Here is a 16,043-nt window from a genome sequence, read left to right as displayed (position 1 = left end):
CCCAGGTCGCCCGCCCCGGGAGTGGCAGGGCCCATGCAGGTCGCGGAGCGTCAGCCGGTCGACGGCCCCGGCGTCAGCCGGCCAGCACGACGACAAGCGTGCGGGGGCCGTGGACCCCTTCCACGCGGTCGAGCTCGATGTCGCTGGTGGCACTCGGCCCCGCGACCCAGGTCTGGGGCCGGCGGGGGTCCAGCCGGGCCACCGCCTCCGGCGGAAGACCCACGACCTGGTCGGTCCGCACCACACAGACATGGACGTCCGGCACCAGGCTGATGGCTCGACGCCCGCACCACACGTCGCCGTCGAGCACGATGACCCCGGTCTCTGCGATGGCCAGCGCGGCGCCGGTCACCACGGCTGCCACGCCGTCCAGGTCGCCGGTGCTCACCTCCGGGTCGTCGGCGACCACCTGCACCTGCTGCCCGGACGCCGGCTCCTCGAGCCACTCCACCACTACCCGGGGCGGCGCGACGACGGAGGTCAGCCCGTGCTCGACGAGCACGCCGGAGACCGCCGCGGAGATCTCCTCGCGCGTGTCCCCGCACGCCACCACCTGCGCCTTGTAGTCCTGCAGGCGCTCGGTCAGCAGCTCCCGGAGGACGTCGACGTCATACCCTGCCTCCGTGCGGTAGCCACGCGGCACGACCGGGACGTGCGGCTCCTCGCCGATCGCCGACCGGATCCGGCGCAGGATCTCCGTGCGGGCCTCACCCACCGTGGCCACCGCTCTCCCGCTCGGCCCACCACTCGCGGAAGGTCTGGTCCGGCAGGGTGGGCACGTCGCGCGAGCTCGACCAGCCGGTCATCACCGAGGAGAGCGGACCGCGCAGGTGCCCGTCCTTCATGAAGGGACGCCCCCATCGCATCGAGCGGGTGGCGGCGGCGAACCGCTTCTCGTCGCGCATGACGTAGGCCGCGGCGGCCATGGCGACCGCCTCGGGGCTGGGCACACGCAGGCCGGTGCGGCTCTGCTGCGCCTCGACGTGCCGCGCCCGCAGGTCGACGAGGATGGACGGGATGTCGATCTTCACCGGGCACACGTCGTAGCAGGCCCCGCACAGCGAGGAGGCGTAGGGCAGCGAGTCGTTGACCGAGTCGCCGGTCAGGCCGGTGAGCTGGGGGGACAGGATCGCACCGATGGGCCCGGGGTAGACCGACCCGTAGCTGTGCCCGCCGGTGCGCTCGTAGACGGGGCAGACGTTGAGGCAGGCCGAGCAGCGTATGCAGTGCAGGGCGGCCCGTCCAACCTCGTCGGCCAGCACGTCGGTGCGGCCGTTGTCGAGCAGCACCAGGTGGAACTCCTTCGGCCCGTCGGGCCCGGTGGTGCCCTCGGTGTGCCCCGTCGTGCCGGTCCAGAACGTGGTGTAGGGGTTCATCCGCTCGCCCGTCGACGAGCGGGGCAGGAGCTGGAGGAACACCTCGAGGTCCCGCCAGCGGGGCAGCACCTTCTCGATGCCCATCACCGTGATCAGGGTCTCCGGCAGGGTGAGGCACATCCGCCCGTTGCCCTCGGACTCCACGACCGTGAGCGTGCCGGTCTCGGCGACCGCGAAGTTCGCGCCGCTCACCCCGACCTTGGCCCGCAGGAAGAGCTCGCGCAGGTAGGTGCGCGCTGCCATCGCCAGCGCGCGCGGCTCGCTGGTCAGCAACGGGTCGACACCGGGCATCCGGGTGGCGAAGACCTCGCGGATCTCCGTGCGCGAGAGGTGGATGGCCGGCACCAGGATGTGGCTGGGCTGGTCCTCGGCGAGCTGCACGATGAGCTCGGCCAGGTCGGTCTCGTAGGCCGTGATGCCCTCGTCCTCGAGGTGCTCGTTGAGCCCGATCTCCTGGGTGGCCATCGACTTGACCTTGACGACCTCGGTCTCGCCGGTCGCCCGGACGAGCTCGGTGACGATGCGGTTGGCCTCGTCGGCGTCGCGTGCCCAGTGCACGGTGCCGCCGGCGGCCGTCACGTTGGCCTCCAGCTGCTCCAGCAGCTCGGGCAGGCGCGCCATCGTCTCGGTCTTGATCGCCTCGGCGGAGTCCCGCAGCGCCTCCCAGTCGGGCACCTCGCCGACCACCGCGGCCCGCTTGCCGCGGATGACCGACGTGGCGTGCCCCAGGTTGCGGCGCAGCACCGAGTCGCCGAGTGCCTGGCGGGCCGCGGCCGGGAAGTCCCTCACACCCTGGATCGGTGAGGACGGCTCCTGGACCCGCCGCGACGGCATACCGAGGTAGGTGCTCATGACACCGCCCCCGCTCCGTCGGTCGAGGCGAGGATCTCGGCCAGGTGCATGGTGCGCACCCCGGTGCGCTGGTGTCTCAGCCCGCCACCCATGTGCATCAGGCAGGAGGCGTCGCCGGCCGTCAGCACGGCGGCCCTGGTCTCGCGCACGTGGGTGACCTTGTCGCTCAGCATGGCGGTCGAGGTGTCGGCGTTCTTCATGGCGAACGTGCCACCGAACCCGCAGCACTCGTCGGCGGCAGGCAGCTCGACCAGGTCGATGCCGCGGACCTCGCGGAGCAGCTGCAGGGGCTTGTCCCCCACCCGCAGCATCCGCAGGGAGTGGCAGGTGGGGTGGTAGGTCACGCGGTGCGGGAAGGAAGCGCCGACGTCGGTCACGCCGAGCCGGTCGACCAGCAGCTCGGACAGCTCGAAGGTCTGCTCGGCGACCCGCTCCGCGCGCTGCGCCAGCGCCTCGTCCCCGGCTCGCCGCGCCACCATGGCGTGCTGGTGCCGCACCGAGCCCACGCACGACCCCGACGGTGCGACGACCGCCTCGGCTCCCTCGTCCAGGGCGCGCTCGAAGGTCGTGACGTGGTGCTCCACCAGCCCCAGCGCGTGCCCCTGGTAGCCGGTGTTGGTGTGCATCTGCCCGCAGCAGGTCTGTGCCGTGGGGAAGACCACCTCGTGGCCGAGCCTCTCCAGCACGGTCACTGTCGCCCGGGCGGCCTCGGGGAAGAGGCTGTCCGCCAGACAGGTGACGAAGAGGGCGATGCGCATGGCTCAGCCTCGCACGCGCACGGCGTTCAGGCCACCGTGCTCTGCTGCGGCCGACTGGCGTCGCGGCGCAGCATCCACATCACCAGGGCGGCCAGCCCCGCGAGCAGCAGCACCAGCGCGACCGTGCCGAGGTTGAGCCCGAAGCCGTAGATCATGAGGTAGCCGACCGCTCCGCCTGCGATGCAGTAGTAGAGGGTGACCAGGACCGTCTTACGGATCAGGTCGCCCTCACGACCGAGCAGCCCGACGGTCGCCGAGGCCGCCACGATGTTGTGGATCGCGATCGGGTTGCCGCCGGCGCCGCCGACGGCCTGGGTGGCGACGACCTGCTCCGGCGGGACACCGATCTGCTCACCGGTCGAGAACTGGAAGAGCGCGAAGGTGAGGTTGGACACCGTGTTGGATCCTGCGATGAACGCTCCGAGCGCCCCGATGGTCGGGCTCAGCATCGGCCAGCTGGCCCCGCTGACCGCGGCCGCCCCTTCGGCGAGGACCACCGGCATGCTGGCCAGGCCGGAGTCGTTGAAGTCGGCACCGGAGCGGATGAGCACCCGCACCAGCGGCAGGGCGAACAGCAGCGCCACCGCGGTGCCGGCGAGCTGCCGTCCCGAGATCCGCCAGGTGGCGGCGATCTGGCTGCCGCTCATCCGGTAGAGGCCGTAGGCGACGACGCTGGTGAGCACCAGGATCGACCCGGGCGAGTAGAAGATCTGCACGGCCGAGAAGTCCATCCCGGTGCCCAGTGCGTTCTGCCAGGTCAGCGACAGCGGGGGTGTGTCGGAGGTGAGGAACTGCTGGATGGGGTCGATGACCCGGGTGCCGACGAGGAGCACGGCGAGCACGACGTAGGGCAGCCAGGCGTACCACGTCTTCATGGTGTGGCTGGTGTCGGCCGCCTTCTCCGGGTCGACGTTGCCCATCCACCGCTCCTCCCAGGACGACCGCGGCCCGAAGTCGAAGGTGTCCTTGGGCATGAGGAAGCCCCGGCTGGAGGTGAACATGACGAGCACCAGGCCGAACAGGCCGCCCAGCAGCGAGGGGAACTCCGGGCCCAGGAAGCGTGCGACGAGCACCGAGGGGACCACCATGGCCAGTGCCGCGTACAGCGCGAAGGGCGCGACCTTCAGGCCGTCGGAGAAGCGGCGGTCGGGGCCGAAGAAGCCGGTGAGCATCACCGCCAGGATGAGCGGGATCAGCAGACCCACGATCCCGTGGATCAGCGCCACCTGGAAGCCGATCTCCGCCACGAACTCCGGGTAGGTCAGCCCCATCTCGGCCGCCCGCTCGTTGACGCCGTCACCGTCCCGCAGCCCGTTGCCGACGCCCACGATGATCGGGGTGCCGACAGCACCGAAGCTCACCGGGGTCGACTGGATGATGAGCCCGACCATGACCGCCGCCATCGCGGGGAAGCCGAGGGCCAGCAGCAGCGGCGCGACCACGGCTGCCGGCGTGCCGAACCCTGAGGCACCCTCGATGAAGGACCCGAACAGCCAGCCGATGATGATCGCCTGGACCCGGCGGTCCGGGGAGATGGTCGTGAACCCCGAGCGGATCGTCGACATCGCCCCGCTCACCGTCACGGTCGACAGCAGCAGCAGAGCTCCGAAGACGATGTAGAGCAGCGTCGCCGCGACGATCAGGCCCTCGATGGACGCCGCTGCGACGGCAGTGAAGTCCATCTCCCAGACGAGCAGCGCGATCAGCACGACCACGACGTAGCCCACCGGCATGGCGTACTTCGCCGGCCATCGCAGACCCGCGAGCAGCACCCCCACCACCAGGATCGGCGTCAGGGCCAGCAGGCTCAGCACACCCAAGTTGTCCACGATGACACGTTCCCTCCGTCGGCGGTGACCCGGGCGTGACACTAGACCCATTCCGGCCGTCGCGCCATGGGTCGGCTCGAGCCGGCTCGGCCACCTGCGCCGTCACGGATCGCTACGCTGGACTCCTCTCACCGCAACAGCCCTTTCACTGAACGGAAGAACTCACTGTGCCGACCGTCGATCGCACCGACACCCGCGTCTGCGGACATCTCGGCTGACCGTGCAGTCCGTCGACCGGGTCCTGGACGTCCTGGAGGCGCTCGCCGCCGCGGGTGCCCCGCTGGGGGTCACCGAGGTGGCGCGTCGCGCCGGACTCCCCCAGGCCAGCACACACCGGCTGCTGACGGCCCTGGCCGACCGGGGATACGTCCGCCAGGACGCCGACCGCCGGTATGCCGTGGGGCTCGCGGCGCTCCGCCTCGGCGACCAGGCCTACCGCGAGCTCGGGGCCCTGGCCCTGCCGCACCTGCGGCATGCCGTCGTGCGGACCGGGGAGACCGTCAACCTCGCGGTCCTGGAGGGCGGCCTCATGGTCTACGTGGCGCAGGCACCGTCTCCGCACACCCTGCGCATCTTCGCCGAGGTCGGCCGCCGCGTGCCGGTGCACTCGACGGCGGTGGGCAAGGTCGCGCTCGCAGGGATGAGCGACCACGAGGCGGCCCGGCTGCTCGGCACGCGACCGATGGAGGCACGCACGCCGCATACCCTCACCACGCGCGAGGCGGTGCTGGCCGCGGTCCGGCGGGCCAGGGTGGAGGGCTACGCGCTCGACGACGAGGAGCAGGAGGTCGGGGTCCGCTGCGTCGCCGTCCCCGTCGGGGTGCGCGCGGCGCTCTCGGTCTCCGCACCCGTCGAGCGGCTCTCCGCAGAGGCGGCCGTCGGCCTGGTCGCCGACCTGCAGGAGGTGGCGACCGACCTGGCACGAGCGTTCTGACCCCGCTCGGCGTCGGGGGGCCGGCAGTACGAAGGGGCCCCGTCCGGTCGGACGAGGCCCCTTCGACACGCCCTGGCGGACGCTCACGGTGGAGCTGAGGGGACTCGAACCCCTGACCCCCTCCATGCCATGGAGGTGCGCTACCAGCTGCGCCACAGCCCCGTGAGGACCGGAGAATCATACGCACAACGGGGGGTGGTGCACCAAATCGTCGGCCGGCCACCGCGCGGAATGCCCGGCAAACGGAGCGCGTTCCGGATGTGTCCTGTCACCGACCGCGCAGAAGGCCCACGATGACTCTCGTCGACACCGTCCGCACCGCAGCCACCGCCGTCCCGATCCTCGAGGTCCTGGCGGAGCGCTGGAGCCCCCGGGCCTTCGACCCGCGGGGCGAGGTCGAGGACGCGGCGATCGACCGCGCCCTGGAGGCCGCACGCTGGACCCCTTCGGCCAACAACTCCCAGCCGTGGCGGTTCGTCGTCGCCCGCAGGGGCTCGCCGACCTTCCACCTCGTCCACGGCTCCCTGGCCGGCGTCAACCGGACCTGGGCCGACAAGGCGGCGGTGCTCGTGGTCAGCATCGCCGAGGTGGCCGACGCGGACGGGCGGCCCCGGCCGTGGAGCCACTACGACCTCGGCCAGTCCGTGGCCTACCTGACGGCACAGGTCCACCACGACGGCCTCCACGCCCACCAGATGGCGGGGTTCGACACCGAGGCGCTGCGAGCGGCTCTGTCCCTTCCCCCCCGGCTCGACCCGGTCACCGTCGTCGCCGTCGGGCCCCTGGGGGACGCTGATGCGCTCCCCGAGCCGCTGCGCGAGCGCGAGCGCGCTCCCCGGCAACGACGTGCGGTCACCGACCTGGTGCTCCACCGCGACCCCGCCTGACGGCATACTGCCCAGGTGACCGCTCCCGAGGCGCCGAGGCCGACCAGGTCCTGCGCCGGCTGCGGCCGGACGATCACGTGGCGCAAGGCCTGGGAGCGGGACTGGCAGCACCTCCGATGGTGCTCCTCCGCCTGCCGCCGACGGGGTCTCACCCCGGTGGACCGGCAGCTGGAGGACGCCCTGGTGCAGCTGCTGCGGGAGCGTGCCCGAGGGGCCACCGTCTGCCCCAGTGAGGCGGCCCGCGCCGTGGGCACCGGCGAGGGGTGGCGGGAGCTCATGGAGCCCGCGCGCGCCGCGGCACGTCGGCTGGTCGTGGCGGGGCAGGTCGAGGTCACCCAGGGTGGTCGCGTCGTCGACCCGTCCACCGCCAGAGGTCCGGTCCGGGTGCGCCTGGTCGGCCGTGGCTGAGCCGCTGCCGACGCCCGGACCCGGGCCCGAGGCGGCACGCGCCTGGGTCGCCGACCATCTCGGCCACCTCACCGCCGAACCGGCCGGGAGGATCCGGCCCAGCCCCCGGTTCCGGGGAGGCCAGCAGGCGGCCGACACGGCTCTGGCCGCCTTCGACGTCACGGGCTATGCACGTCGGCGCAACGAGGTCTGGCCGGTCGGGCGTCGCGGGGCGAGCGCACTGTCCCCCTGGGTCAGGCACGGCCTGCTCCCCCTGCGGACGGTGTGGGAGCACGTGGCGCAAGGGCCACCGGAGGACGTGCGACGGTTCCGTGACGAGCTCCTGTGGCAGGAGTTCGCCCGGCACGCCTACGCCCGGCTCGGCACCAGGAACGGCCGGTCCCTGCGGTATGCCGTGCCCGAGCGGACGGTGCCCGCTCCGCCGCCGGACGCGGTGTGGGACCCGCGGATGGCCTGCCTGGACCTCGCCTCGCAGGAGCTCCTCGAGGACGGGTGGGTGACCAACCAGACCCGGCTGTGGCTCGCGTCGCACTGGTCCGTGCGCGGGGAGTGGGGGTGGCGTGACGGGGAGGACCACTTCTTCCGGCACCTGCTCGACGGCTCGCGTGCCGCCAACCGCCTGGGCTGGCAGTGGACCGTGGGGGCCGGGACCGGCCGACCGTACGGCTTCTCGCGGTGGAACGTCCGCACACGGGCCCCCGGGCTGTGCGCCTCCTGCGCGCTGGCGAGCGCCTGTCCGGTCGAGGACCGGCCGCCCGAACGCCCTCTCGCCGCAGCACCGCCCGCTCCCCTGCTGCGCACGGACCCCGCGTCGTCGGAGACCGCGGGACCCGACCGGCCCACCGGCGCCGGCAGGCCCGGCGTGGTCTGGCTGACGGCGGAGTCACTGGGCGACGCCGACCCTGCCCTCACGGCCCACCCGCGGCTCCCGGTCACCTTCGTCTTCGACGAGCCGCTGCTCACGCGGCTGCGCCTGTCCGGCAAGCGCCTGGTCTTCCTCGCCGAGACGCTCGCCGACCTGGCGTCGCGACGCGAGCTGCAGGTGCTGCTCGGCTCCCCGGTCGAGGCGATGACCGACCGCCGTCCGGCCGTGACGTTCGCGCCCGTGCCGGGCTTCCGACGCAGCCTCGAGCGTCTCGACGTGGCCGCGCTGCACCCTTGGCCGTGGCTGGTCAGACCGCACGGCGGCCCGGTGACCTCGTTCAGTGCGTGGCGGAGGCGTTCCAGCTGACCAGGCGCCAGCCGGTCGACTGCTCCTCCAGCTCGGCCCAGTGACAGTTGCGCAGACCGACCAGGCACAGCCACGCGTCACGCTGGGTCCAGCCGAGCAGCCCGGCCACCATGGTGCGGCCGGCCATCCCGTGGGTCGCGACGACCACCAGGTCGTCCGGGCCCATCGCCGCGGTGATGTCGGCTGCGGCCGCGGCGGTGCGCCGGGCGACGTGCTCGACGCTCTCACCGTGCTCACCCCGCACCACGTCGTGCCCCCGGGCGATGGCGGCAGTGTCCTCGGGGTAGGCCTCGACGATGTCGGTGTGGCTGCGACCGGCCCAGGAGCCGACGTCGATCTCCCGCAGCCGGGGGTCGTGGTCGACGGCCAGCCCGGTCGCAGCAGCCAGGGCTGCGGCGGTGTCCATGGCACGTGCCAGGTCACTGGCCACGATCCGGTCCGGGGCATGACCGGCCAGGACCGCCGCGGCGCGCCGCGCCTGCTCGTGCCCCCGTGAGGACAGGTGCGTGTCGAGCTGTCCCTGGTAGACGCCGCCCGCGTTGTGGTCGGTCTCCCCGTGGCGCCAGACGACGAGCCGGCGGCTCACGAGTCGTCGTCGCCCGCTGTCTCGGGCTCGGCAGCGCTGTCCTGGTCGGGCACGTCGTGGATGGCGAGTGCCACGGTCGGGCAGTCCTTCCAGAGACGCTCCAGGGCGTAGAACTCGCGGTCGTCCGAGTGCATCACGTGCACGACGATGTCGCCGTAGTCGAGCAGGACCCAGCGCGACTCCTTGTGCCCCTCCCGGCGCAGCGGCTTGGCCTTGAGCTGCAGCAGCCGCTCCTCGACGGCGTCGACGACGGCGTCGACCTGTCGCTCGTTGGGGGCGGAGGCGATGACGAAGACGTCCGTGAGGGCCAGCTGCTCGCTGACATCGAGGGCCACCACCTCCTTGGCCAGCTTGTCCGCGGCCGCCGCAGCGGCTGCCTGCGCGAGGTCGAGGGCCCGTTGGGTCGCCGCCACTCAGTGCTCCTTGGTGTAGAGGTCGTACTTGCCGATGTACTGGACGACGCCGTCGGGCACGAGGTACCAGACCGGTCGGCCGGAGGCCCGCCGCTCACGGCAGTCCGAGGATGAGATCGCCATCGCCGGCACCTCCAGCAGGGTGACCCGGTCCTCGGGCAGCCCGTCGTCGGACAGGTGGTGACCGGGGCGGGTCACGCCGACGAAGTGCGCGAGCCGCCACAGCTCGTCCACGCCCTTCCAGGACAGGATCTGGGCCAGGGCGTCGGCACCGGTGATGAAGAACATCTCGGCGTCCGGCCGCTCGGCCCGCAGGTCGCGCAACGTGTCCAGCGTGTAGGTCGGGCCCGCCCGGTCGATGTCGACCCGGCTGACCGTGAAGTGCGGGTTGGATGCGGTCGCGATGACGGTCATGAGGTAGCGGTGCTCGGCCGGCGTCACCGTCCTGGCGTCCTTGCGGTAGGGCTGGCCGGTGGGCACGAACACCACCTCGTCCAGGTCGAGCAGGGCTGCGGCCTCGCTGGCGGCCACCAGGTGGCCGTGGTGGATGGGATCGAAGGTCCCACCCATCACACCCAGGCGCATCAGTGGCTACTGCGTCCCGAGTCGGGGCTGGCGCTCACGTCGGTGCCGGTCTCCTCGTGCTCGGTGTGCGGGTCGAGCGCCAGGGTGTTGCGGAAGCTCCAGAGCAGCGCCAGCAGCGCCATCAGCAGCCCGAAGGCGATCACGCCGAACCAGATCGGGTCGAAGATCAGCTCGTTGTGGTGGGCCTCGCCCTCGGCAGCCGCGAACAGCACAGACGTCATGGGCACACCTTACCCGTCGTCCGCCGCCTACAGTGGTGGGCATGTCCGTGCACCTGTCCGTCGTCGTGCCCATGTACGACGAGGCCGAGGTGCTGCCCCTGCTGGTCGCGCGCCTGCGGCGTGTGCTCGACGGCCTCGACGTCACCTACGAGGTGGTGGCCGTCGACGACGGCAGCCGCGACCAGACCCCCGTGCTGCTGCAGCGGCACCGGCGGGAGTGGCCGCAGCTGCGGGTCGTCCGGCTGCGGGCCAACGCCGGCCACCAGGCCGCCATCTCCGCCGGTCTGGCCTGCGCGCGGGGTGACTGGGTCGTCACCCTCGACGCCGACCTGCAGGACCCACCCGAGGTGATCGTGCCGATGCTGCAGGCCGCCCGGTCGCAGGGTGTCGACGTCGTCTACGGCGTGCGGACCGACCGTTCGTCGGACTCGCTGTTCAAGCGCTCCACCGCGCGCGCCTTCTACGGCGTGATGCGCGCCGCGGGCGCACGGGACGCCCCCGACGACGCGGGCGACTTCAGGATGATGTCGAGGGCGACGGTCGACGCGGTCAACGCCTTGCCGGAGGCGCACCGGGTGCTGCGGCTCGTGGTGCCCTCCCTCGGCTTCCCGTCGGCCTCGGTGGGCTACGTCCGCGACGCCCGGGCGGCAGGCACCAGCAAGTACCCCCTCGGCACGATGCTGCGCCTGTCGGTCGACGGCTTCACCGGCTTCTCGCTGGCCCCGCTGCGCCTGGCCACGTGGTTCGGTCTCGGAGGCTTCGTCGGCGCGCTGCTGCTGCTCGCGTATGCCGTCGCGGCCAAGGTCGCAGGGTTCACCGTGGCCGGCTGGACCTCCACCGTGGTCGTCGTCGCGGCCGTCGGGGCCGTGCAGCTGCTCTGCCTGGGGGTGCTCGGAGAGTACGTCGGGCGCATCTACGCCACCCTGCAGGGACGCCCGACCTACTACATCGCCCACGACTCAGCGTCCCTGGGCCTCCAGGACGAGCACGTCCCGGGAGAAGGACCACAGGAGTAGCCCCAGTCCCACGGCAGCGGCCAGCGCCGCCAGCCACCAGGGCACGACCGGCCCGGTGATCCCCGCCAGGATCCCGCCTTGCGTCGCGGCGACCGTCCGACGGGCCTGGCTGTAGGGCAGCGGACGGCGCCAGCGCGGTCGCAGCCACTGGCCCAGGAGGAACAGGTAGCGCATCAGGCCGCTCAGCAGGACCCACCAGCCGACGACCTGCGCCGCGACGACCGACAGGACCAGGATCAGGGCGGCGTCGGTCTCCGCGTCGAGCCGCCCACCTGCACCGCTCGAGGACGCGGTCCGACGCGCGATCGCCCCGTCGACCCCGTCCAGCACCAGCGCGGTCACGCTGATGCCGAGCAGCCACCAGGACTGCGCCGGGAGAGCTCCCTGCAGCGTGAGCACCATCCAGCACGTGCAGACGGAGGCCAGACCTGCACGCACCAGGGTGACCGTGTCCGCCGGACCGTACCGGCGCGGCCGCCGACGGGACAGCCCTGCCAGGAAGACCAGCAGGAAGGCCGTGCCCGCCGCCACGGCCGCGACTGCGCCGGGCCCCGAGGGCCGCGGGGAGCCCTGCCCGAGGATGAGCACACAGGCCAGGACCGTGAGCACCAGCGCGGCAGCCCCCTGCGCCCCCATGCGCAGGGGGGGCACGGCCGGAGACATGGGCACACCCTACGGAGCGCAGAGCCCTTCGTATGCTGGTGGGTGATGCCATCCCCCGACGACGCCCCGGAGGCCCCTGACCAGGCCCGCACCTGCCGTGCCTACTGGACCGTCGCGCCCGGCGCGGGCGAGATCCGCACCGCCGACCTCCCCGCCCCGGGGCCGGGCGAGGCGAGCGTGCGCACGCTGCACAGCGGGGTGAGCCGCGGCAGCGAGACCCTGGTCCATCGCGGCGAGGTGCCTCCCGAGGTCGCCGCGGCGATGCGGGCTCCCTTCCAGGAGGGCGACCTCCCGGGCCCGGTGAAGTACGGCTACCTCTCGGTCGGCGTCGTCGAGGAGGGCGCCCCCTCGTGGGTGGGCCGCCGGGTCTTCTGTCTGCACCCGCACCAGGACCGCTATGTCGTGCCCGTCTCGGCGCTGGTCCCGGTGCCCGATGACGTCCCCTCGGCCCGGGCCGTGCTCGCCGGCACGGTGGAGACCGCGGTCAACACCGTGTGGGACGCCGCCCCGCGCTGGGCCGACCGGGTCGCGGTCGTCGGGGCGGGCATGGTGGGCGCGTCCGTGGCGGCCCTGCTGCGCGACCATCCCCTGAGCGAGCTGGTCCTGGTCGACCCGGACCCCGGTCGTGCCGAGCTGGCAGGGGCCCTGGGCGTCCCCCTGGTCCGTCCCGAGGACATTCCTGGCGACCTGGACCTGGTCGTGCACTGTTCGGCCACCGAGGCAGGTCTGGCGACCGGGCTGGACGCCCTGGGCTTCGAGGGCACGCTGGTCGAGGTCTCGTGGTTCGGGGCCACGGCGCCGCGGGTGCCGCTGGGCGGCGCCTTCCATGCCCGCCGCCTGACGATCCGGGCCAGCCAGGTGGGCGCGGTCTCCCCCTCGCGCCGGGCCCGGCGCAGCACCCAGGACCGCCTGGCCCTCGCGCTCGCCGAGCTCGCCGACCCCGTGTACGACGTCTTCCTCACCGGCTCCTGCTCCTTCGAGGAGCTGCCTCAGACCCTCGACCGGCTGGCACGGCCGGGGCCCGCCGGGCTCTGCACCGTCGTCGACTACACCTGAAGGAGACCTCTGTGTTCAGCCTCACCGTCCGTGGCCACATGATGATCGCCCACAGCCTCCCCGACCCCTTCTTCGGACCCGCGCAGGGCCTGCACGGAGCCACCTACGTCGCCGAGACCACGTTCAGCCGTCCCGAGCTCGACGAGCACGGGGTCGTCCTCGACATCGGCGCCGCCCAGGGCCATCTCGACGCCGTGCTGGGCGCGCTGAGCTACCGCAACCTCGACGAGCACCCCGACATGGTGGGGCAGCTGACCACGACCGAGGTGCTGGCACGTCACGTGGCGCTGCGCGTGGTGGAGCGGATGCGCAGCAGCGACCCCGCGCACGGCATCGAGCGCGTCCAGGTCACCTTGCGTGAGCACCCCGACGCCTGGGCGACCTACGAGGTGGCCGTCGCCGATGCCCCCGACTGACCGCCCGCCCCTGGTCCTGTCCCCCGCCGACCTGCCGGGCCCCAGCGGCGGCACGGTCTACAACACCCGCCTGGCCCGGGAGTGGGGCACCGAGCCGGTGCCGGTGGCCGGGGCCTGGCCGCACCCGGATGCCGCCGACCTCGCCCAGCTCGAACAGGTGCTGCACGCACACGCCGGGGACCGCCCGCTCCTCGTGGACGGCATCATCGGGTGTGCCGCGCCGGAGGCCGTCGCCCGGGTCTCGGCGCACGCCGCCGTCTGGCTGCTGGTCCACCTGCCGCTGCCGGCCGACGCAGCGTCAGCCGAGGCGCCCCGGCTGGCCCGCTCCGAGGGCGCCGCCCTGCACGCCGCCACGGGTGTGGTCGTCACCAGCGGATGGGCCGAGAGGGACGTGCGCCGGCGCTACGGTGACCTGCCCCTCCTGGTCGCCGAGCCCGGCACCGACCCGTCCCCGCCGTCCCGAGGCAGCGAGCCGCCCCGGCTGTTCACCCCGGCGGCCTACACCGTGCGCAAGAACCACGTGCTGCTCCTGCAGGCCCTCACCGCGGTGCAGGACCTCTCCTGGACCGCCCACTGGGTGGGCACCGGACCGGACCGGGGCACCGGTCCGAGCCTGCGCGCCGGGATCGAGGCGGGCCACCTCGCCGGGCGGGTGCGGATGGACGGGCCGGCGACCGGCACGTTGATGGAGCGCGCCTGGGACGCTGCCGACCTGCTGCTCCTGCCCTCGACGAGCGAGACCTACGCGATGGTCGTGGCCGAGGCCCTGTCCCACGGCATACCGGCCTTCGTCTCCGCGGGCACGGCGGCCGCGCAGACCCTGGTGGGGACGGACGGCGACGACCCCGCCGGGGCGGCCCTGGACCCGCAGCTGCCGCAGGAATGGGCGGCCACCCTGCGCCGTTGGCTCGAAGACACCGCGCTGCGCCGCCACTGGAGCACCCGGGCACGTAGCCGCGGTCGACAGCTGCCCACGTGGGCCGACACCGCCCACACGGTGCACACGCACCTGAGCCAGGAGCACCGATGAGCACGACGCCGACCGGCGGGGCCCGCAGGATCGCCGGGGACTGGCTGGCCGCCCGACGGTCAGCCGACACGGCGGCGCGCGAGGCGGCACTCCCCCTCGTCCGCGACCTGGCACGGCAGGTGGGCACGAGCGGCGAGCTGAGCCTCGTCGACCTGGGCGCAGGCACCGGGGCCAACCCCGCCTGGCTGGTGCCGCGGCTGGCCCGGGCCGGGGCCGACGCCCAGCGGTGGGTCCTGGTCGACCACGACAGCGACCTGCTCACCGCAGCCGACCTGCCCGCGCACGAGGCCCTGCGCGCCACCGAACGGGTGGTCGGCGGCGTGGACGACCTGCCCCGGGTGCTGGCCGACCGGGCGCGTCCTAGGGTGGTGACCTGTTCGGCCCTGCTGGACCTGCTCACACCGGGCCAGGTCGTCCGGTGCGTGGCCGACGTCGTGGCAGGAGCGGAGGCCGCGCTGTTCTCCCTCACCGTCACCGGGTCCTTCCTCGTCACGCCCGAGCACCGCGACGACGCGACGCTGGTCCGCGCCTTCAACGCGCACCAGCGTCGTCGCCTCGAGGCCATGGCAGAGCCCCTCGCCGGCCCGGACGGGTGGCAGGTGGCCGCGCAGGCCTTTGCAGCCGCCGGCTGGCGGGTCACCGAGGCGGCGACCCCCTGGGAGCTGGGGCCCGGCCACGAGGCGCTGCTGCGCCGCTGGCTCGCCGAGCGCGTCGACGCCGCCCTGGAGGTCGTCGGCGGCGACCCCGAGAGCACCCGACGGATCGAGGGCTGGTGGCGAGACCGCTCCGGGCAGCTCGACGACCACGCGCTGAGCGCTGTCGTGGACCACGTGGACGGCCTGGCCGTGCCTGGGAGCCCGTCGTGAGCGAGCCGGCACGCCCCGCGCGGCATCGCGGGTGGACGGTCGTCCAGGTGCTGGTCTCGGTGCTGCTCGTGGCGCTCCTGGTCGCTGCCTTCGGCGCCGAGCCGTTCATGCGTGCGGCGCGGGCCGTGGACGGCCCGGCGGTCGTCGTCGCCCTGCTGCTGGGACTGGTGGCGGTGGGCGCACAGGCGGACCGGTGGCGACGGATCGCCCACGGGTATGCGGCTCGCCCGCGGGTCCGCGAGGCGGTCTCGCTGACCTACGAGGCGACCTTCCTCAACCTGGTGCTGCCCGGTGGCGTCGCGGGTGACGCCGTCCGGGCCCTGCGGCACCCGACAGAGGAGGGCGCCCGGCTGCGCACCGGGGTCACCGTGGTGGCTCTCGAGAGGCTGCTGGGCACCCTCGTCACCGTGCTCGGTGCTGCTGTCGCCCTGGCCGTCGGTGGCCGCACCCCGGTCGTGACGGCGCTGGCCTTCGTGGGCAGCGCCGCGCTGCTGGCCGCCCTGTGGCCGGGCCTACGCCGCGTGCGACCCGGGGAGCTCGCGCGGGCGCTGCTGGCCTCGCTGGCGATGTGGGGCTCGCTCATGGCCCTCTTCGTCTACGCCGGCACCACCAGCGTGCCCGGTCTGAGCATCGGCGACGCCCTCCCTCTGGGCGCCGTGTGCCTGGCGGCCATGGCCATCCCGGTCAACGTCGGTGGGTGGGGACCCCGCGAGAGCGCCACGGCCGTCGCGGCCATGCTCTGGGGCCTGCCCATGGTCGACGGCGTCACCGCTGCGGCGACCTACGGCGTGCTGGCCATGGTCGGCTCGCTGCCGGGAGGGGCGCTGGTGCTGCTGGCCGTGGTCCGGTCGCGCCGGCTGAGCGCGCCGCGTGAGGGCGTCGCCGCCGACGCCTAGACACCCCAGGGCGCCGCTTG

General features: G+C 73.4%; 19 protein-coding genes and 1 tRNA gene. 10 read left to right on the top strand and 10 right to left on the bottom strand.

What is annotated here, in order from left to right:
- Positions 1-73 precede the first annotated feature (73 nt).
- From LVO85_RS07675 to LVO85_RS07660, 4 genes are read right to left on the bottom strand one after another with little or no spacing between them, the layout of a single operon-like run.
- Complete coding sequence (locus LVO85_RS07675; RefSeq protein ID WP_232746809.1) at positions 74-715, bottom strand: LutC/YkgG family protein; 642 nt, start codon at positions 713-715, stop codon at positions 74-76.
- Positions 708-2,228: a LutB/LldF family L-lactate oxidation iron-sulfur protein gene (locus LVO85_RS07670; protein ID WP_232746808.1), complete on the bottom strand. Its 1,521-nt coding sequence runs from the start codon at positions 2,226-2,228 to the stop codon at positions 708-710. The genes LVO85_RS07675 and LVO85_RS07670 overlap by 8 nt, the downstream gene beginning before the upstream one ends.
- Positions 2,225-2,986 (bottom strand): (Fe-S)-binding protein, encoded by a 762-nt coding sequence (locus tag LVO85_RS07665; protein WP_232746807.1) that lies wholly within the window; start codon positions 2,984-2,986, stop codon positions 2,225-2,227. Before LVO85_RS07665 ends, LVO85_RS07670 begins: the two co-directional genes overlap by 4 nt.
- Positions 2,987-3,012: 26 nt before the next feature.
- Positions 3,013-4,815 (bottom strand): L-lactate permease, encoded by a 1,803-nt coding sequence (locus LVO85_RS07660; RefSeq protein ID WP_232746806.1) that lies wholly within the window; start codon positions 4,813-4,815, stop codon positions 3,013-3,015.
- Between the two features lie 220 nt (positions 4,816-5,035).
- Between LVO85_RS07660 and LVO85_RS07655 the strand changes: the two genes are divergently transcribed.
- Positions 5,036-5,749 carry an IclR family transcriptional regulator gene (locus LVO85_RS07655; RefSeq protein WP_232746805.1) on the top strand — a complete coding sequence of 238 codons (714 nt, stop codon included), beginning with the start codon at positions 5,036-5,038 and terminating at the stop codon, positions 5,747-5,749.
- 89 nt (positions 5,750-5,838) lie between these two features.
- On the opposite strand, the gene LVO85_RS07650 is transcribed toward LVO85_RS07655, so the two are convergent.
- Positions 5,839-5,911: transfer RNA gene (locus LVO85_RS07650), tRNA-Ala, on the bottom strand.
- 131 nt (positions 5,912-6,042) lie between these two features.
- On the opposite strand from LVO85_RS07650, the gene LVO85_RS07645 reads away from it, so the two are divergent.
- Genes LVO85_RS07645 through LVO85_RS07635 form a run of 3 tightly spaced genes read left to right on the top strand, consistent with a single transcriptional unit; the run spans position 6,043 to position 8,275 of the window.
- Positions 6,043-6,636 (top strand): nitroreductase family protein, encoded by a 594-nt coding sequence (locus LVO85_RS07645; protein ID WP_232746804.1) that lies wholly within the window; start codon positions 6,043-6,045, stop codon positions 6,634-6,636.
- 15 nt (positions 6,637-6,651) lie between these two features.
- Complete coding sequence (locus tag LVO85_RS17005) at positions 6,652-7,044, top strand: DUF2256 and DUF3253 domain-containing protein (RefSeq protein WP_232746803.1); 393 nt, start codon at positions 6,652-6,654, stop codon at positions 7,042-7,044.
- The gene (locus LVO85_RS07635) at positions 7,037-8,275 is read left to right on the top strand and encodes an FAD-binding domain-containing protein (RefSeq protein WP_232746802.1); all 1,239 of its coding nucleotides are present in this window, start codon (positions 7,037-7,039) and stop codon (positions 8,273-8,275) included. The genes LVO85_RS17005 and LVO85_RS07635 overlap by 8 nt, the downstream gene beginning before the upstream one ends.
- Here LVO85_RS07635 and LVO85_RS07630 read toward each other — a convergent pair.
- The 4 genes from LVO85_RS07630 to LVO85_RS07615 are packed head-to-tail and all read right to left on the bottom strand — an operon-like array spanning position 8,247 to position 10,080.
- On the bottom strand, positions 8,247-8,861 hold the full coding sequence (locus tag LVO85_RS07630) for a histidine phosphatase family protein (RefSeq protein WP_232746801.1): 615 nt from the start codon (positions 8,859-8,861) through the stop codon (positions 8,247-8,249). The genes LVO85_RS07635 and LVO85_RS07630 overlap by 29 nt on opposite strands.
- Positions 8,858-9,274: a ribosome silencing factor gene (gene rsfS / locus LVO85_RS07625; RefSeq protein WP_232746800.1), complete on the bottom strand. Its 417-nt coding sequence runs from the start codon at positions 9,272-9,274 to the stop codon at positions 8,858-8,860. The genes LVO85_RS07630 and rsfS overlap by 4 nt, the downstream gene beginning before the upstream one ends.
- Entirely contained in the window at positions 9,275-9,859 is a 585-nt protein-coding gene (gene nadD / locus LVO85_RS07620; RefSeq protein WP_232746799.1) for a nicotinate-nucleotide adenylyltransferase, read from the bottom strand.
- Complete coding sequence (locus LVO85_RS07615) at positions 9,859-10,080, bottom strand: hypothetical protein (RefSeq protein ID WP_232746798.1); 222 nt, start codon at positions 10,078-10,080, stop codon at positions 9,859-9,861. The genes nadD and LVO85_RS07615 overlap by 1 nt, the downstream gene beginning before the upstream one ends.
- Positions 10,081-10,121: 41 nt before the next feature.
- On the opposite strand from LVO85_RS07615, the gene LVO85_RS07610 reads away from it, so the two are divergent.
- Positions 10,122-11,096 carry a glycosyltransferase family 2 protein gene (locus LVO85_RS07610; RefSeq protein ID WP_232746797.1) on the top strand — a complete coding sequence of 325 codons (975 nt, stop codon included), beginning with the start codon at positions 10,122-10,124 and terminating at the stop codon, positions 11,094-11,096.
- Here LVO85_RS07610 and LVO85_RS07605 read toward each other — a convergent pair.
- On the bottom strand, positions 11,040-11,759 hold the full coding sequence (locus LVO85_RS07605) for a CDP-alcohol phosphatidyltransferase family protein (RefSeq protein WP_232746796.1): 720 nt from the start codon (positions 11,757-11,759) through the stop codon (positions 11,040-11,042). The two genes, LVO85_RS07610 and LVO85_RS07605, sit on opposite strands and share 57 nt — an antisense overlap.
- Before the next feature lie 45 nt (positions 11,760-11,804).
- Between LVO85_RS07605 and LVO85_RS07600 the strand changes: the two genes are divergently transcribed.
- Genes LVO85_RS07600 through LVO85_RS07580 form a run of 5 tightly spaced genes read left to right on the top strand, consistent with a single transcriptional unit; the run spans position 11,805 to position 16,023 of the window.
- A complete protein-coding gene (locus LVO85_RS07600) occupies positions 11,805-12,815 on the top strand; it encodes an MDR/zinc-dependent alcohol dehydrogenase-like family protein (protein ID WP_232746795.1) in 1,011 nt (336 codons plus the stop codon).
- An 11-nt stretch (positions 12,816-12,826) separates the two neighbouring features.
- On the top strand, positions 12,827-13,231 hold the full coding sequence (locus LVO85_RS07595) for a 6-pyruvoyl trahydropterin synthase family protein (protein WP_232746794.1): 405 nt from the start codon (positions 12,827-12,829) through the stop codon (positions 13,229-13,231).
- Positions 13,218-14,261: a glycosyltransferase family 4 protein gene (locus tag LVO85_RS07590; protein WP_232746793.1), complete on the top strand. Its 1,044-nt coding sequence runs from the start codon at positions 13,218-13,220 to the stop codon at positions 14,259-14,261. The genes LVO85_RS07595 and LVO85_RS07590 overlap by 14 nt, the downstream gene beginning before the upstream one ends.
- Positions 14,258-15,127: a hypothetical protein gene (locus LVO85_RS07585; protein WP_232746792.1), complete on the top strand. Its 870-nt coding sequence runs from the start codon at positions 14,258-14,260 to the stop codon at positions 15,125-15,127. The genes LVO85_RS07590 and LVO85_RS07585 overlap by 4 nt, the downstream gene beginning before the upstream one ends.
- Positions 15,124-16,023 carry a lysylphosphatidylglycerol synthase transmembrane domain-containing protein gene (locus LVO85_RS07580; protein WP_232746791.1) on the top strand — a complete coding sequence of 300 codons (900 nt, stop codon included), beginning with the start codon at positions 15,124-15,126 and terminating at the stop codon, positions 16,021-16,023. Before LVO85_RS07585 ends, LVO85_RS07580 begins: the two co-directional genes overlap by 4 nt.
- Positions 16,024-16,043: the final 20 nt, after the last annotated feature.

Origin of the sequence: Ornithinimicrobium sediminis, from assembly GCF_021272345.1 — a bacterium.
Taxonomy (GTDB): Bacteria; Actinomycetota; Actinomycetes; order Actinomycetales; family Dermatophilaceae; genus Ornithinicoccus; species Ornithinicoccus sediminis_B.
This window is presented reverse-complemented; position numbering and strand designations above follow the sequence as displayed.

What these genes read in the sequence shown, in the direction of transcription:
- LVO85_RS07670 (WP_232746808.1), bottom strand. Translation starts at nt 2,228, where the DNA reads ATGAGCACCTACCTCGGTATGCCGTCGCGGCGGGTCCAGGAGCCGTCC.
- LVO85_RS07665 (WP_232746807.1), bottom strand. Translation starts at nt 2,986, where the DNA reads ATGCGCATCGCCCTCTTCGTCACCTGTCTGGCGGACAGCCTCTTCCCC.
- LVO85_RS07645 (WP_232746804.1), top strand. Translation starts at nt 6,043, where the DNA reads ATGACTCTCGTCGACACCGTCCGCACCGCAGCCACCGCCGTCCCGATC.
- nadD (WP_232746799.1), bottom strand. Translation starts at nt 9,859, where the DNA reads ATGCGCCTGGGTGTGATGGGTGGGACCTTCGATCCCATCCACCACGGC.
- LVO85_RS07615 (WP_232746798.1), bottom strand. Translation starts at nt 10,080, where the DNA reads ATGACGTCTGTGCTGTTCGCGGCTGCCGAGGGCGAGGCCCACCACAAC.
- LVO85_RS07610 (WP_232746797.1), top strand. Translation starts at nt 10,122, where the DNA reads ATGTCCGTGCACCTGTCCGTCGTCGTGCCCATGTACGACGAGGCCGAG.
- LVO85_RS07605 (WP_232746796.1), bottom strand. Translation starts at nt 11,759, where the DNA reads ATGTCTCCGGCCGTGCCCCCCCTGCGCATGGGGGCGCAGGGGGCTGCC.
- LVO85_RS07600 (WP_232746795.1), top strand. Translation starts at nt 11,805, where the DNA reads ATGCCATCCCCCGACGACGCCCCGGAGGCCCCTGACCAGGCCCGCACC.
- LVO85_RS07590 (WP_232746793.1), top strand. Translation starts at nt 13,218, where the DNA reads ATGCCCCCGACTGACCGCCCGCCCCTGGTCCTGTCCCCCGCCGACCTG.
- LVO85_RS07585 (WP_232746792.1), top strand. Translation starts at nt 14,258, where the DNA reads ATGAGCACGACGCCGACCGGCGGGGCCCGCAGGATCGCCGGGGACTGG.